The 12,665-nt window shown below is 64.5% G+C and carries 12 protein-coding genes and 1 pseudogene; 5 read left to right on the top strand and 8 right to left on the bottom strand.

Going from position 1 to position 12,665, the window contains the following annotated elements:
* Positions 1–138: 138 nt before the first annotated feature.
* Entirely contained in the window at positions 139–1,350 is a 1,212-nt protein-coding gene (locus tag QCE64_RS10200; protein ID WP_309930825.1) for a DUF2252 family protein, read from the top strand.
* Between the two features lie 91 nt (positions 1,351–1,441).
* Here the strand turns inward: QCE64_RS10200 and QCE64_RS10195 are convergent, their stop codons facing one another.
* On the bottom strand, positions 1,442–1,927 hold the full coding sequence (locus tag QCE64_RS10195) for a YajQ family cyclic di-GMP-binding protein (RefSeq protein WP_309918242.1): 486 nt from the start codon (positions 1,925–1,927) through the stop codon (positions 1,442–1,444).
* Positions 1,928–2,072: 145 nt separating this feature from the next.
* On the opposite strand from QCE64_RS10195, the gene murB reads away from it, so the two are divergent.
* Positions 2,073–3,104: a UDP-N-acetylmuramate dehydrogenase gene (gene murB, locus QCE64_RS10190; protein ID WP_310003667.1), complete on the top strand. Its 1,032-nt coding sequence runs from the start codon at positions 2,073–2,075 to the stop codon at positions 3,102–3,104.
* A 75-nt stretch (positions 3,105–3,179) separates the two neighbouring features.
* On the opposite strand, the gene argF is transcribed toward murB, so the two are convergent.
* Positions 3,180–4,109: an ornithine carbamoyltransferase gene (gene argF / locus QCE64_RS10185; protein ID WP_309930823.1), complete on the bottom strand. Its 930-nt coding sequence runs from the start codon at positions 4,107–4,109 to the stop codon at positions 3,180–3,182.
* Between the two features lie 540 nt (positions 4,110–4,649).
* On the opposite strand from argF, the pseudogene QCE64_RS10180 reads away from it, so the two are divergent.
* Positions 4,650–4,967: pseudogene (locus QCE64_RS10180) on the top strand (DUF3579 domain-containing protein); the annotation flags it as partial.
* Between the two features lie 229 nt (positions 4,968–5,196).
* Here the strand turns inward: QCE64_RS10180 and rpsT are convergent.
* Positions 5,197–5,475: a 30S ribosomal protein S20 gene (gene rpsT / locus QCE64_RS10175; protein WP_309918231.1), complete on the bottom strand. Its 279-nt coding sequence runs from the start codon at positions 5,473–5,475 to the stop codon at positions 5,197–5,199.
* A gap of 422 nt (positions 5,476–5,897) precedes the next feature.
* Between rpsT and murJ the strand changes: the two genes are divergently transcribed.
* Both murJ and QCE64_RS10165 read left to right on the top strand, forming a co-directional pair.
* On the top strand, positions 5,898–7,448 hold the full coding sequence (gene murJ, locus QCE64_RS10170) for a murein biosynthesis integral membrane protein MurJ (RefSeq protein ID WP_309918228.1): 1,551 nt from the start codon (positions 5,898–5,900) through the stop codon (positions 7,446–7,448).
* Complete coding sequence (locus QCE64_RS10165) at positions 7,448–8,293, top strand: SirB1 family protein (protein WP_309918225.1); 846 nt, start codon at positions 7,448–7,450, stop codon at positions 8,291–8,293. The genes murJ and QCE64_RS10165 overlap by 1 nt, the downstream gene beginning before the upstream one ends.
* 54 nt (positions 8,294–8,347) lie before the next feature.
* Here the strand turns inward: QCE64_RS10165 and QCE64_RS10160 are convergent, their stop codons facing one another.
* The 5 genes from QCE64_RS10160 to lpxK form a co-directional block, all read right to left on the bottom strand.
* A complete protein-coding gene (locus QCE64_RS10160) occupies positions 8,348–9,106 on the bottom strand; it encodes a 3-hydroxyacyl-CoA dehydrogenase (protein WP_309918222.1) in 759 nt (252 codons plus the stop codon).
* Positions 9,107–9,306: 200 nt separating this feature from the next.
* A complete protein-coding gene (gene adk, locus QCE64_RS10155; protein WP_309918220.1) occupies positions 9,307–9,972 on the bottom strand; it encodes an adenylate kinase in 666 nt (221 codons plus the stop codon).
* Positions 9,973–10,267: 295 nt separating this feature from the next.
* Positions 10,268–11,059 (bottom strand): 3-deoxy-manno-octulosonate cytidylyltransferase, encoded by a 792-nt coding sequence (kdsB, locus tag QCE64_RS10150; RefSeq protein ID WP_310004200.1) that lies wholly within the window; start codon positions 11,057–11,059, stop codon positions 10,268–10,270.
* Between the two features lie 23 nt (positions 11,060–11,082).
* Positions 11,083–11,298 carry a Trm112 family protein gene (locus tag QCE64_RS10145; RefSeq protein ID WP_309809605.1) on the bottom strand — a complete coding sequence of 72 codons (216 nt, stop codon included), beginning with the start codon at positions 11,296–11,298 and terminating at the stop codon, positions 11,083–11,085.
* A complete protein-coding gene (lpxK, locus tag QCE64_RS10140) occupies positions 11,279–12,295 on the bottom strand; it encodes a tetraacyldisaccharide 4'-kinase (RefSeq protein WP_310003665.1) in 1,017 nt (338 codons plus the stop codon). The genes QCE64_RS10145 and lpxK overlap by 20 nt, the downstream gene beginning before the upstream one ends.
* Between the last annotated feature and the right edge of the window lie 370 nt (positions 12,296–12,665).

The following is a 12,665-nucleotide window of genomic DNA, read 5'->3' as shown; positions in this document are numbered from 1 at the left end:
GCGCCAAGCCTAGCCTGCATCGTCTGATGATTATGTTGGGCAGGGCACACTCGCATCCGCCATGCCCGCTGTAAGACGACTGCAAGACCGCGGCACGCATTCTGCGCCTGGAGCGTTCGAACCTGGGCGCAAAGGCACATGAACAAAATCACAAGAGCAAGGAAGGGGCTGCCTGAAGCCGAGGGCCGGCAGGCCGTACTGACGGAACGACGCCGATGGAAGATGGCGCGTTCCCCGCACGCCTACGTCAGGGGCAATACGGAGCGCTTCTACGAGTGGGTGCTCGAAGCAAACGGCGATACCCTGCCGCACGGACCCGCTGTCTGGATTTGCGGCGACTGCCACACGGGCAACCTGGGCCCGATCGCCAACGCGAAGGGCAAAGTCGAGATCCAGATTCGCGATCTCGATCAGACCGTCATCGGCAATCCGGTGCATGACCTGGTGCGGCTCGGGCTGTCGCTTGCAACGGCTGCGCGGGGCTCGTCGCTGTCCGGACTGAATGTCGTGCGCACGATCGAGGCGCTGGCCGCCGGCTACGAATCAGCGTTCTCGAATCTGGACATCGAGTCCCGGCGTCCCGAACCCGTTCACGTGACGATGAAAGAGGCCGTCCGGCGCTCGTGGCAACATCTCGCGCGCGAACGCATCGAGAATCTCCATCCGTCGATACCACTGGGCAAGCGGTTCTGGCCGCTCGCGAAGGGCGAGCGTCGCGAGATCGAAGCGCTCTTCCAGGAGAAGGACATCGCCAGCCTCGCGACGGGCCTGCGGGGCCGCGACGACTCCGGTGACGTCGTGATGCTCGACGCCGCCTATTGGGTAAAGGGCTGCAGTTCGCTCGGCCGCGCGCGCTATGCGGTCTTGCTCGACGTGGATGGCGGCGTGGTCGAGGGAGACGATCTGTGTCTCATCGACATCAAGGAGGGCGTGAAGGCGGCCGCTCCGCGTTACAAGGACGTCACGATGCCGCGCGACAACGCGTTGCGCGTCATCGAAGGCGCGCGGCATCTTTCGCCGTTTCTCGGCGAACGCATGCGGGCGGCGCGTCTGCTCGATCGCGCGGTCGTCATTCGCGAACTGCTGCCGCAGGACATGAAGCTCGAAATCGAGCAACTGGACAAGGACGACGCGATGTACGTGGCGCACTATCTGGCCGCTGTGGTCGGCAAGGCGCACGCACGGCAAATGGAGGCGGCGACGCGGAAGGAATGGCAGGCCGACTTGCGCCGCAACCGGTCGAAAACCATCGATGCGCCGTTGTGGCTCTGGAACAGCATCGTCCAGCTGGTGAGCAGTCACGAGGCCGGCTATCTGGAGCATTGCCGCCGTTACGCGACCGGGACTTGAAGGCCTCGGAAGTCAAAAAGCGGCCGATCAAACAAAAGCCGTTCCGGTACAACCCGGAACGGCTTTTCCGAAAGCTGAAATCCGCGAACGATCAGTCGCGGAAATTGTTGAAGTCGAGCGGCGTATCCGTGACGTCCTTCTTCAACAGTGCAATGGCGCTTTGCAGGTCGTCGCGCTTGGTGCCTTGCACGCGCACCGTGTCGCCCTGAATGCTCGCCTGCACCTTGATCTTGCTGTCCTTCACGATCTTGACGATCTTCTTCGCGAGGTCGCCCGACACGCCCTTCTTCACGGTGACGACCTGCTTGAGCTTGTCGCCGCCGATCTTTTCCTGCTTGCCGTAGTCGAGGAAGCGCACGTCGACGCCGCGCTTGGCCATCTTGTTCAACAACACGTCCTTGACCTGGCCGAGCTTGAAGTCGTCGTCGGCGTAGAGCGTGAGTTCACGCTCCTTCTGCTCGACGCGCGAATCCGAGCCCTTGAAATCGAAGCGCGTGGAGATTTCCTTGTTCGCCTGCTCGATGGCGTTCTTCACTTCGATCATGTTTGCTTCGCTGACGACGTCAAACGACGGCATGTGCCTTCTCCTTCGTTGAGGCAAGCGCGCTGGGCGCGGCTCGCATAATGGCATTGGTTATAATTCGATCTCCCGTCATTCTACCGACGCGGCGCCGAGTTCCCCAAGGCCGCGCCGATTCTCCTGAATCTCCCTGCGGTCATTCATGCCTCACGCATCCCACGCGCCCGAACTTCTCGACGCTTATTCGCTGCGCTCGCACAACACGTTCGGCTTCGACGTGCGCGCGCGCCATGCGATGAAGATCGACAGCGTCGAGGCCGCGTCGCTGCTGTGCCGCGATGGCCGCCTCGCCGGGATCACGCAACTGGTGCTCGGCGGCGGCAGCAATCTCGTATTGACGCGCGACTTCGACGGCGTGGCGCTGATCGTGAATATCGAGGGCAAGCGCGTGATCGCCGAGGACGCCGGCTCATGGCTCGTGGAAGCCGGCGCGGGTGAGAACTGGCATGGCTTTGTCGCGTGGACGCTCGCGCAGGGCATGCCGGGGCTCGAGAATCTCGCGCTGATTCCGGGCACGGTCGGCGCCGCGCCCATTCAGAACATCGGCGCCTACGGGCTGGAGATGGGCGAGCGCTTCGAGCGCCTCAGCGCCGTCGAACTGGCGACGGGCGCGCGCGTCGAGTTCGATCGCACCCAGTGCGCGTTTGGCTACCGCGACAGTTTCTTCAAGCGGGCAGGGCGCGGGCGTTTCATGATCACGTCCGTGGTGTTTCGCTTGCCGAAGCGCTGGCAGCCGCGCGCGGATTACGCCGACATCGCACGCGCGCTCGAAGGCGCCTCTGGCTACGACGCGCAAGCGATCTTCGACGCCGTGGTCGCCGTGCGCCGCGCCAAGCTGCCCGACTGGACCGTCTTGGGCAACGCGGGCAGTTTCTTCAAGAATCCGGTCGTGAGCGCGCAGGCGTTCGACACGCTCAGGCAGCGCGAGCCGGGCATCGTCTCCTATCCGCAGGCCGACGGCAGCGTGAAACTCGCGGCGGGCTGGCTCATCGACCAGTGCGGATGGAAAGGGCGCGGCATCGGCGGCGCGGCGGTGCATGATCGTCAGGCGCTCGTGCTGGTGAATCGCGGCGGCGCGACGGGCGCGCAGGTGCTCAAACTGGCCAGAGCCATTCAGCGCGACGTGCGGGCGCGCTTCGACGTGGAACTGGAAATCGAGCCGGTGACGCTCTGAAAGCGTGGCTCGCAAAAGAAAAAAACCCGCTGGCGCGGGTTTTGTACGTTCAGCATGATGAGCGTGCTGCGGGCTTCAGTGATTGAGCTTGCCGAGCAACAAATACTCCATCAGCGCCTTCTGCACGTGCAGACGGTTTTCCGCTTCATCCCAGACGACGCTCTGCGGACCGTCGATGACCTCCGCGCTCACTTCCTCGCCGCGATGCGCGGGCAGGCAGTGCATGAACAGCGCGTCGGGCTGGGCGCGCGCCATCATGTCGGCATCGACGCAATAGTCGGCGAACGCCTTCATGCGCGCTTCGTTCTCCGCCTCGAAGCCCATGCTGGTCCACACGTCCGTGGTCACGAGGTGAGCGCCCGTACAGGCTTCGTTGGGATCGTCGAATTCCTCGAAGAACGGCTTGCTGTCTTCGGAGACCAGCGCGGCGTCGAGCTTGTAGCCTGCCGGCGTCGACAGCCGCAGCCTGAAGCCGAGAATCTGCGCCGCCTGGATCCACGTGTACAGCATGTTGTTCGCGTCGCCGACCCACGCGACCGTCTTGCCGTGAATCGGCCCGCGATGCTCGTAGAACGTGAAGATGTCCGCGAGCACCTGGCACGGATGGTATTCGTTGGTGAGACCGTTGATGACCGGCACGCGCGAGCTTTCCGCGAATCGCTCGATGATGTCCTGGCCGAAGGTGCGGATCATGATGATGTCGACCATGCGCGAGATGACCTGCGCGGAATCCTCGATCGGCTCGCCGCGTCCGAGTTGCGTATCGCGCGTGTTCATGAACACTGCGTGGCCGCCGAGCTGGAAGATGCCGGCTTCGAACGAAAGGCGCGTGCGCGTGGAACTCTTCTCGAAGATCATCGCGAGCGTGCGGTCGTGCAGCGGATGATAGGTCTCGTAGTTCTTGAACTTGCGCTTCAGGATGCGCGCGCGTTCGAGCACGTACTCGTAGTCATCGAGCGAAAAATCCTTGAACTGAAGATAGTGGCGAATTTTCTTGGAGGTCATGAAACGCAAGCGGCGGCTCCGAACCGGCGCGTGGCGCTGCACTCTGTTGCGAGGCGCCTGGCCGGACGGCGCCGCCGTCGGGAGTGGTATCGCGTTTGAGCATAAAGGATTTCACGATGTTTGACGAGGCCGTCCGCGCCGTCACATGCGCCGCACGTGCCCGTCCGACGGCCTTCACGGACGTCTTCGCAGCGTGCGTCGTGTTTGTGTGCGCTGCGGAAAAAAGGTCGCTGCGGTATAATCGCGTTCGCTCGTTTCAACAGTTCTGCAACATCAAGCACCGTTTCACTCGCATGTGCGAAGGGGCTCGCAAGCGTCCCGCAGGCGTGTATTTGTGCGTGTTTTGTGCATACGGATCGCGGTGAATGACCCAGTGCTGTCGAGTCTGCCATCCTCTCGCGGACGCGAATGTTCCTCCTCAACGGAGAGCAGCTCGCGAACAACCGCCCGGCGCCTTTCGCTGCGCTGGCTCCCGCGGTTTCCGTCGTGCGGATGTGCGTTCGCCGGTGCGCGTCACCGGCCGTCAACAGGTATTGCTACATGGCTGAATCATCCCCTACCGAATATTTCATACAAGGCATCACCAAGAACGGGAGGAAGTTTCGGCCGAGCGACTGGTCGGAGCGCCTGTGCGGTGTGATGTCGGGTTTCGGTCCAAAGGCAAGAGGGCCGAACGCACGGCTGCAGTATTCCATCTACGTGCGTCCGACGATGATCGGCGACATCAAGGTCGTGATCGTCGATTCCCGCCTGCGCGACATCGAGCCGATGGCGTTCGACTTCGTGCTGAACTTTGCGAAGGACAATGACCTGCTCGTGACCGAGGCGTGTGAATTGCCGCCGCATCATGGCACGCAGGGCGCGTCCGCCACGCAGACCGCGCCGGCGCACGAGCAGCCGCGGCAGGAATCCGAGGTGCCGAACGCTGGAAGTCCGCACGCCCAGTCGTAAGCCGACCGGAGCAGAGCAGACGCAAAAAAGCCCGCCGAAGCGGGCTTTTTCGTTACTGCGCAGCGGAAACAGGAAGCTGCTTCGACGAACGCCGGAACGCGGAAAGCGTAAGGCGCCCGCCTGAAGCGGGCCGGAATTACTGGGCAGCCGGGGCTTGCAGGCCCTTGATGGCTGCAGCCAGGCGGCTCTTGTGACGAGCGGCCTTGTTCTTGTGGACGATCTTCTTGTCCGCGATGATGTCGATCGTCTTGATCGACGACTTGAACACTTCGGCAGCCTTGGCTTGGTCGCCGGCGTCGATAGCCTTGCGAACTGCCTTGATGGCCGTGCGGAACTTCGAGCGCAGCGCCGAGTTGTGCGAATTGGCTTTAGCGGCCTGACGGGCGCGCTTGCGAGCTTGTGCGGTATTTGCCATGACGGTTCCTTGTCCTGTTTCTGCTGTTACTTGTCTGGAGCGCGCGGGCCGGAGAGGGCCTTGAACTGGCCTGAGCCGGTGGTTCGAGCGTGCTGCCTTGTCCTGTTTGTCTTGCCTGAACTCCCGGGAACGCGTGCAGCGACGCAGCGTTGTGATGGCCCGGGAACCGCTGATACTTCGCCGGCCGGAGCCGGGGAGAGACGCGAAGCTCCACGGATCCGGATACACAAGGGGCAATCCGGGCGTTTTCGGAGCTTCGAAACCCGCGATTATAGCAACGGAACCGGAGTCGTGACAAGCGCGACGTCATCCGCGCGATGGCGCGCAGGATTGGCACGATCGGTCAAGGTTGCGGGCTTTGCCGCCAGCGAGCGGCGGTGTGTCGCAGACGCGCCGCACGTGGCCCGTATAATGGGCGCCCCATGAATCTATTCCGAGCCCTACTGACGGTCAGCGGCTTCACGCTGCTGTCCCGCGTGACCGGCCTGATCCGCGAAACGCTGATCGCCCGAGCCTTCGGCGCCAGTCTCTATACCGACGCGTTCTACGTCGCGTTCCGTATCCCCAACCTGCTGCGGCGTCTGTCCGCCGAGGGTGCGTTCGCGCAGGCGTTCGTGCCGATCCTCGCCGAGTTCAAGAACAGCCAGGGCCACGATCCGACCAAGGCGCTCGTCAACGCCATGTCGACCGTGCTGACGTGGGGGCTCGTCGTGCTGTCGCTGGCGGGCATGGCGGGCGCGAGCTGGGTCGTGTTCGCGGTCGCGTCGGGGCTTGCCCACGAAGGCGCCGCGTACGGCCTTGCCGTCGAGATGACGCGCATCATGTTCCCGTACATCGTCTTCATCTCGATGACGACGCTCGCGTCCGGCGTGCTCAACACCTACAAGCAGTTCTCGCTGCCCGCGTTCGCGCCGGTGCTGCTCAACGTGGCGTTCATCTTCGCGGCGGTGTTCGTCGCGCCGCACCTGAAGGTGCCGGTGTATGCGCTCGCCTACGCGGTGATCGCCGGGGGCATCCTGCAGTTGCTCGTGCAGCTGCCGGGCCTGAAGAAGATCGACATGATGCCGCGCATCAGTTTCAACTTCCGGCGCGCGCTCGCGCATCCGGGCGTGAAGCGCGTGCTGCTCAAGATGGTGCCCGCGACCTTCGCCGTCTCGGTCGGGCAACTGAGCCTCATCATCAACACGAACATTGCATCGAACATCGGGCCGGGCGCCGTGTCGTGGATCAACTACGCCGACCGCCTGATGGAATTCCCCACCGCGCTGCTGGGCGCGGCGCTCGGCACCATCCTGCTGCCGAGCCTTTCTAAGGCGCACGTCGACGCCAATAACGACGAATACTCCGCGCTGCTCGACTGGGGCCTGCGCATCACCTTCCTGCTGGCCGCGCCGAGCGCGGTCGCGCTGTTCTTCTTCGCCGAGCCGCTTACCGCGACGCTCTTCCACTACGGCAAGTTCGACAGTCATTCGGTGGTGATGGTGGGCCGCGCGCTGTCGGCGTACGGCATCGGGCTGATCGGCCTGATCCTCATCAAGATCCTGGCGCCGGGTTTCTACGCGAAGCAGGACATCAAGACGCCGGTGAAGATCGCGATTTTCGTGCTGGTCATGACCCAGGTGAGCAATTATCTGTTCGTGCCGATCTTCTCCCATGCGGGCCTGACGCTGTCGATCGGCCTCGGCGCGCTTGCCAATGCGTCGCTGCTGTTCGTGGGCCTGCGCCGCCGCCAGATCTACCGGCCGTCCGCGGGCTGGGCGCGTTTTGTCGTGCAGCTGCTCGGCGCGTGCCTGATTCTTGCGGGCGTGATGCACTGGGTGGCGATCAATTTCGACTGGATCGGCATGCGCGCCACCCCGATGCTGCGCATCGCGTTGCTGGGCGCGAGCCTGGTCGTGTTCGCGGCGCTATATTTCGGTATTCTTTCCGCGATGGGCTTCAAGTACGCCTACTTCAAGAGACGCACGCTTTGATGACGACAACGCGTATCCTCGACTACTTCTCGTCGCTGATGGCGGACGACGACACGCTTCCGCTCACGGAAGCGGCGTTGTCGCTGGCCCAGGACGCGTACCCGGATCTCGACATGCAGACCGTGCTCGCCGAGATCGACGAGCTGGTCGTGCGCGCCCGCCGCCGCCTGCCCGACGACGCTGACGTCCGGACGCGCGTCGATGCGCTCAACCGATACTTTTTCCGCGAGCTGGGTTTCTCCAGCAATCTCAACGATTACTACGATCCCGACAACAGCCATCTGAATGTCGTGCTGCGGCGCCGGCGCGGCATTCCGATCTCGCTCGCGGTGATCTATCTGGAAATGGCCGACCAGCTCGGCCTGCCGGTGCGGGGCGTGTCGTTTCCGGGGCATTTCCTGCTGCGCGTCGCGTTGCCCGCAGAAGATCTGATGCTCGATCCGACCACCGGCCAGACGCTCTCCGAAGCGCAGATGGTCGAGATGCTGGAGCCGTATGTGCAGCGTGCCGGCGAATCGATCGGCAGTGCGTTGCGCGTGCTGTTGCAGCCCGCGACGCGGCGCGAGATCGTCGCGCGCATGCTGCGCAACCTCAAGTCCATCTATCTGCAGACGGAGCGCTGGCAGCGCCTGCTCGCGGTGCAGGAGCGGCTGGTGATCACGTTGCCGCACAGCATCGAGGAAGTGCGCGACCGCGGCTTCGCCTATGCGCGGCTCGATTACCTGCGTCCGGCGCTGGAGGACTTGCAGCGCTACATCGAACATCGGCCCGACGCGGAAGATGCGACGGTCGTCGAAACCGAACTGCACGAGCTGCGGCAGCGCACCCAGCAAAACGGCGACTGAATAAAAAACGGCGGACTTCGAAAGAAGCCCGCCGTTTTCATAACTGAAACGCCATCACTTCGGCTGCATGCGGATCGCGCCGTCCAGACGGATCACCTCGCCGTTGAGCATCGGGTTGTCGAAGATCTGCTTGACGAGCATTGCGTATTCGTCGGGCTTGCCGAGGCGCGGCGGGAACGGCACCATCGCGCCGAGCGCGTCCTGCACCTCCTGCGGCATGCCGAGCAGCATCGGCGTCTCGAACAGGCCCGGCGCGATGGTCATCACGCGAATGCCGCTTCTGCTCAGGTCGCGGGCGATGGGCAACGTCATGCCCGCCACGCCGCTCTTCGAGGCCGCATAGGCCGCCTGGCCCATCTGTCCGTCGTACGCGGCCACCGACGCCGTATTCACGATCACGCCGCGCTCGCCCGCGCCGTTGGGCTCGTTCTTCGACATCACATTGGCCGCGAGCCGGATCATGTTGAAGGTGCCGATGAGATTCACCGCGATCACTTTCGAGAACAGATCGAGCGCATGCGGGCCGTCCCGGCCCACGGTCTTTGCCGCCGGTGCGATGCCCGCGCAGTTCACGAGGCCGCGCAGCGTGCCGAGCGACAGCGCCGATTCGATGGCGCGTTGACCGTCGCTTTCCTGGCTCACGTCGCACTTGACGAACGCGCCCGACAGTTCCTGTGCGAGCGCTTCGCCCGCGGCCTCGTTCATGTCGGCGAGCACGACCTTGCCGCCGAGCGACGCGACGAGGCGCGCCGTCGCGGCGCCCAGGCCCGATGCGCCGCCGGTGATGAGGAACACGTTGCCCTGAATCTCCATGTCTCTTCTCCTTTGTGTGATGCGTGCAGGCGAGGGCGGGGTGGATGCCGCTCGCCGGAAGTGTGTCGTTGTGGTGTCCTTGTGGGAGCCGCGTCGATTGTAGCGAAGCCGCTCGCCGCGCCCGCGATCGGCAGGCGTAAAAAAACCCGCTCCTGGGAAGCGGGTTCTGGAGAACGCGAAGAACGCGAAGCGAAGCGCGCTTACTTCAGCGCGTCGAACACGCGCGTGCGGATTTCATCGACAGTGCCGAGACCCGAAATTGCGCGGTACGCCGGCGCCTTCAGGCCATTCGGCGCGGTGCCGTTCTTCGCCCAGTCGTTGTAGTACGAAATCAGCGGCTTGGTCTGCGCGACGTACACGTCGAGCCGCTTCTTCACGGTCTCTTCCTTGTCGTCGTCGCGCTGGATCAGCGGTTCGCCGGTGACGTCGTCGGTCATGTCCACCTTCGGCGGATTGAACTTGACGTGGTACGTACGGCCCGACGCCGCGTGAACCCGGCGGCCGCTCATGCGCGTGATGATTTCGTCGAAGGGAACGTCGATCTCGAGCACGTAGTCGATGGCGACGCCCGCCTCCTTCATTGCTTCGGCTTGCGGCAGCGTGCGCGGAAAACCGTCGAACAGATAGCCGTTCTTGCAGTCATCGGACTGGAGGCGTTCCTTGACGAGATTGATGATGAGCGAGTCCGGCACCAGTTCGCCCGCGTCCATGAAACGCTTCGCCTCGACGCCGAGCGGCGAGCCAGCCTTGACGGCCGCGCGCAGCATGTCGCCGGTGGAAATCTGCGGAATGCCGAATTTTTCCTTGATGAAGTTTGCCTGGGTGCCCTTGCCCGCACCGGGTGCCCCCAACAGGATCAAACGCATGGTGATATCTCCGAATCGTCTAGAAACCGCTTCACGCCGCGAGGCTCGTTGACATCCGATGGCCTGGCTCGTGCGGCGTCGACGACAGGGCGCGCAGCCGATTGGAGACGGCGGGCACCTGCGGACAGCGGCGCAACGTTGAGCGTGGCGCTGGCCGGAAGGCTCGCGCAATCGTTCGATTATGCCACGGCTCTTTACGGCCGCGACCGTAATAACGCGCATAGGAAACCCCGAGAACCGCGCCGGCCGGGCGTTCCGGCGGGGTTTACACGGGTTGTCTCCAGCTTTCAGTGTTTCAGTTCGACGCGGGGAAGAGCGCTTGTACGCGGGCGAGATCGGCAGGCGTATCGACGCCCGGCGGCGGCGCATCCTGCGTCACGCGCACCGCGATGCGTTCGCCATGCCACAGCGCGCGCAGTTGTTCGAGCGCTTCGGCGGCTTCGATCGGCGCCTGCGCGAGGTTCGGAAAGTCGCGCAGGAACTTCGCGCGATAGGCGTACAGGCCGATGTGGCGCAGCACGTTGTCCGGCACCGCGGGCAGTTGTCCGAGCGCGGCGACGTCCGGCCAGTGCGGCTGCCAGAGATCGCGCGTCCAGGGAATCGGCGCGCGCGAGAAGTACAGCGCGATGCTCTTCGCATCGAGCACGACCTTCACCACGTTCGGATTGAAGACGTCGGCGGGGTCGTGGATCGGATGCGCGGCGGTCGCGATGGCGCAGGCGGGAAACGCCGCGAGGTGCGACGCCACGTCGCGGACGAGTTGCGGATCGATCAGCGGTTCGTCGCCCTGCACGTTGACGACGATGGTGTCGTCGGCCCAGCCGAGCCGGGTCGCGACTTCGGCGAGGCGGTCGGTGCCGGTCGGATGATCCGAACGCGTCAACATCACTTCGATGCCGTGATCGCGCGCGGCTTCGACCACGCGGTCCGAGTCGGTCGCGACAATCACCTGGCGCGCGCCCGATTCGCGTGCGCGCTCGGCGACGCGCACGACCATCGGCTTGCCGCCGATGTCGGCGAGCGGCTTGTTGGGCAGACGGGTGGACGCGAGGCGCGCGGGAACGACGGCGATGAACGGTACGGACATGTCAGGCATGGTCAGGCTGCTGATCAGACGTCGCCGGCCGGCTTGAGCGGCTGGATCGGTTCGACGGGCGTGCCCTCGACGGTCTGGCGCGCTTCATCGACGAGCATCACGGGAATGCCGTCGCGGATCGGATAAGCGAGTTTGTCCGCGCTGCAGACGAGTTCCTGCGCGGCGCGGTCATAGCTGAGCGGGCCTTTGCAGATCGGACAAACGAGGATTTCAAGCAGACGTGCGTCCACGGAGTTTCTCCACAACAAGAGCGATGAGGCGCGGCCGGAGCACGGCTTGCACCGGAACGACCCAGATGCGTGCGTCGCGCCAGGCGCCCAATTTTACTGCATCCTTTTCGGTGATCAGGATCGCATCCGCCTCTACGCCGGCGAACGGATTCTCGCGATACGCGTAGTGATCCGGGAAGGCGCGCGTCGCGAGGGTAATGCCCGCCGCGCGCAGCGTCGCGAAAAAGCGCTCGGGCGAACCGATGCCCGCCGCCGCCGTCACCCGCTCGCCGGCGAACTCGCTGAGCGGCCGGCGTACCGACGGATCGTCGAGCAGCCATGCGTCGCCAGTCTCGAGGTCGAGCGAGAAGGTGTCCGGCCACGGCGGCAAGGTGCGCTCGTAGGGACTGTTGATGAGCGTCGCATCGCGGCGGCGCGACATCGGCTCGCGCAACGGGCCCGCCGGCAGCAGGAAGCCGTTGCCGCCCAGACGATCGTCGAAGACGACGAGTTCGAACGCGCGAGCCAGCCGATAGTGCTGCAGGCCGTCGTCGGACACAAGGACGTCGACATTCGGATGCGCCGCGAGCAGCGCTCGCGCGGCGGCCACGCGGTCCGGGCAGACGAACACCGGCGCGTGGGTGCGGCGCGCGATCAGGAGCGGTTCGTCGCCGACCTGCGCGGCCTCGCTGGCCGGCGTCACGCTCAGCGGCTTCGGCACTTTCGCGCCGTAGCCGCGCGACACCACGCCCGGCTGGAAGCCGGCGGCGCGCAGCGCTTCGACCAGCGCGATGACGGTCGGCGTCTTGCCCGTCCCGCCCACCGTCACATTGCCGACGACGACCACCGGCACGCCCACGTCGATCCGCTTGAGCCAGCCGAGTTCGAAACATGCGCGGCGCAGCGCGGCGATCGCGCCGAACACGCAGGCGAAGGGCGTCAGCGCCCAGGCGACCGGACCGCGGCGGCGCCACTCGCGGGCGAGGAAGTTTTCGACCGGCGGCTTGAAATCAGACATGGACCGCCTTTACGCGGAACGCCGGCGGGACAGAATCGGAACAAAGCGGATAAGGCGTGGCGTGCAACGGCAGCTCCTCGAGTGTCGGTTGGCGTTGAACGGATCGACCGGCGATGGCGACGACGCGCCGCGCTTGCGCATGCGTGCCGGGCCGGTGCTGGAACCCGGCACTCTAGCGCGCGCGGGCCATGCGCGCCAGTCGCCCGGTCGTTTCCGGGCCCGGCTTCAGCACCGCGCGCCTGTGGATAACTCTGTGAAAAACTTCCGGAGCTGGAAGCAGCAAGTCGCGTCAGGAAAGAGTTGCTTCGGCGAAGACAGTGCTCATATCAATCTATTTTTGCAAAATCAACGACTTAGGACGAATCCTAAA

The sequence above is a fragment of the Caballeronia sp. LZ043 genome (assembly GCF_031451075.1).
Classification (GTDB): domain Bacteria; phylum Pseudomonadota; class Gammaproteobacteria; order Burkholderiales; family Burkholderiaceae; genus Caballeronia.
This window is presented reverse-complemented; position numbering and strand designations above follow the sequence as displayed.

Bases quoted from the DNA above. Each gene is read 5' to 3' on its own strand.
- kdsB (WP_310004200.1), bottom strand. From the start codon at position 11,059: ATGTCCGTACCGTTCATCGCCGTCGTTCCCGCGCGCCTCGCGTCCACC.
- QCE64_RS10165 (WP_309918225.1), top strand. From the start codon at position 7,448: ATGACGACAACGCGTATCCTCGACTACTTCTCGTCGCTGATGGCGGAC.
- lpxK (WP_310003665.1), bottom strand. From the start codon at position 12,295: ATGTCTGATTTCAAGCCGCCGGTCGAAAACTTCCTCGCCCGCGAGTGG.
- QCE64_RS10160 (WP_309918222.1), bottom strand. From the start codon at position 9,106: ATGGAGATTCAGGGCAACGTGTTCCTCATCACCGGCGGCGCATCGGGC.
- argF (WP_309930823.1), bottom strand. From the start codon at position 4,109: ATGACCTCCAAGAAAATTCGCCACTATCTTCAGTTCAAGGATTTTTCG.
- rpsT (WP_309918231.1), bottom strand. From the start codon at position 5,475: ATGGCAAATACCGCACAAGCTCGCAAGCGCGCCCGTCAGGCCGCTAAA.
- murB (WP_310003667.1), top strand. From the start codon at position 2,073: ATGCCTCACGCATCCCACGCGCCCGAACTTCTCGACGCTTATTCGCTG.
- murJ (WP_309918228.1), top strand. From the start codon at position 5,898: ATGAATCTATTCCGAGCCCTACTGACGGTCAGCGGCTTCACGCTGCTG.
- QCE64_RS10200 (WP_309930825.1), top strand. From the start codon at position 139: ATGAACAAAATCACAAGAGCAAGGAAGGGGCTGCCTGAAGCCGAGGGC.
- QCE64_RS10195 (WP_309918242.1), bottom strand. From the start codon at position 1,927: ATGCCGTCGTTTGACGTCGTCAGCGAAGCAAACATGATCGAAGTGAAG.
- adk (WP_309918220.1), bottom strand. From the start codon at position 9,972: ATGCGTTTGATCCTGTTGGGGGCACCCGGTGCGGGCAAGGGCACCCAG.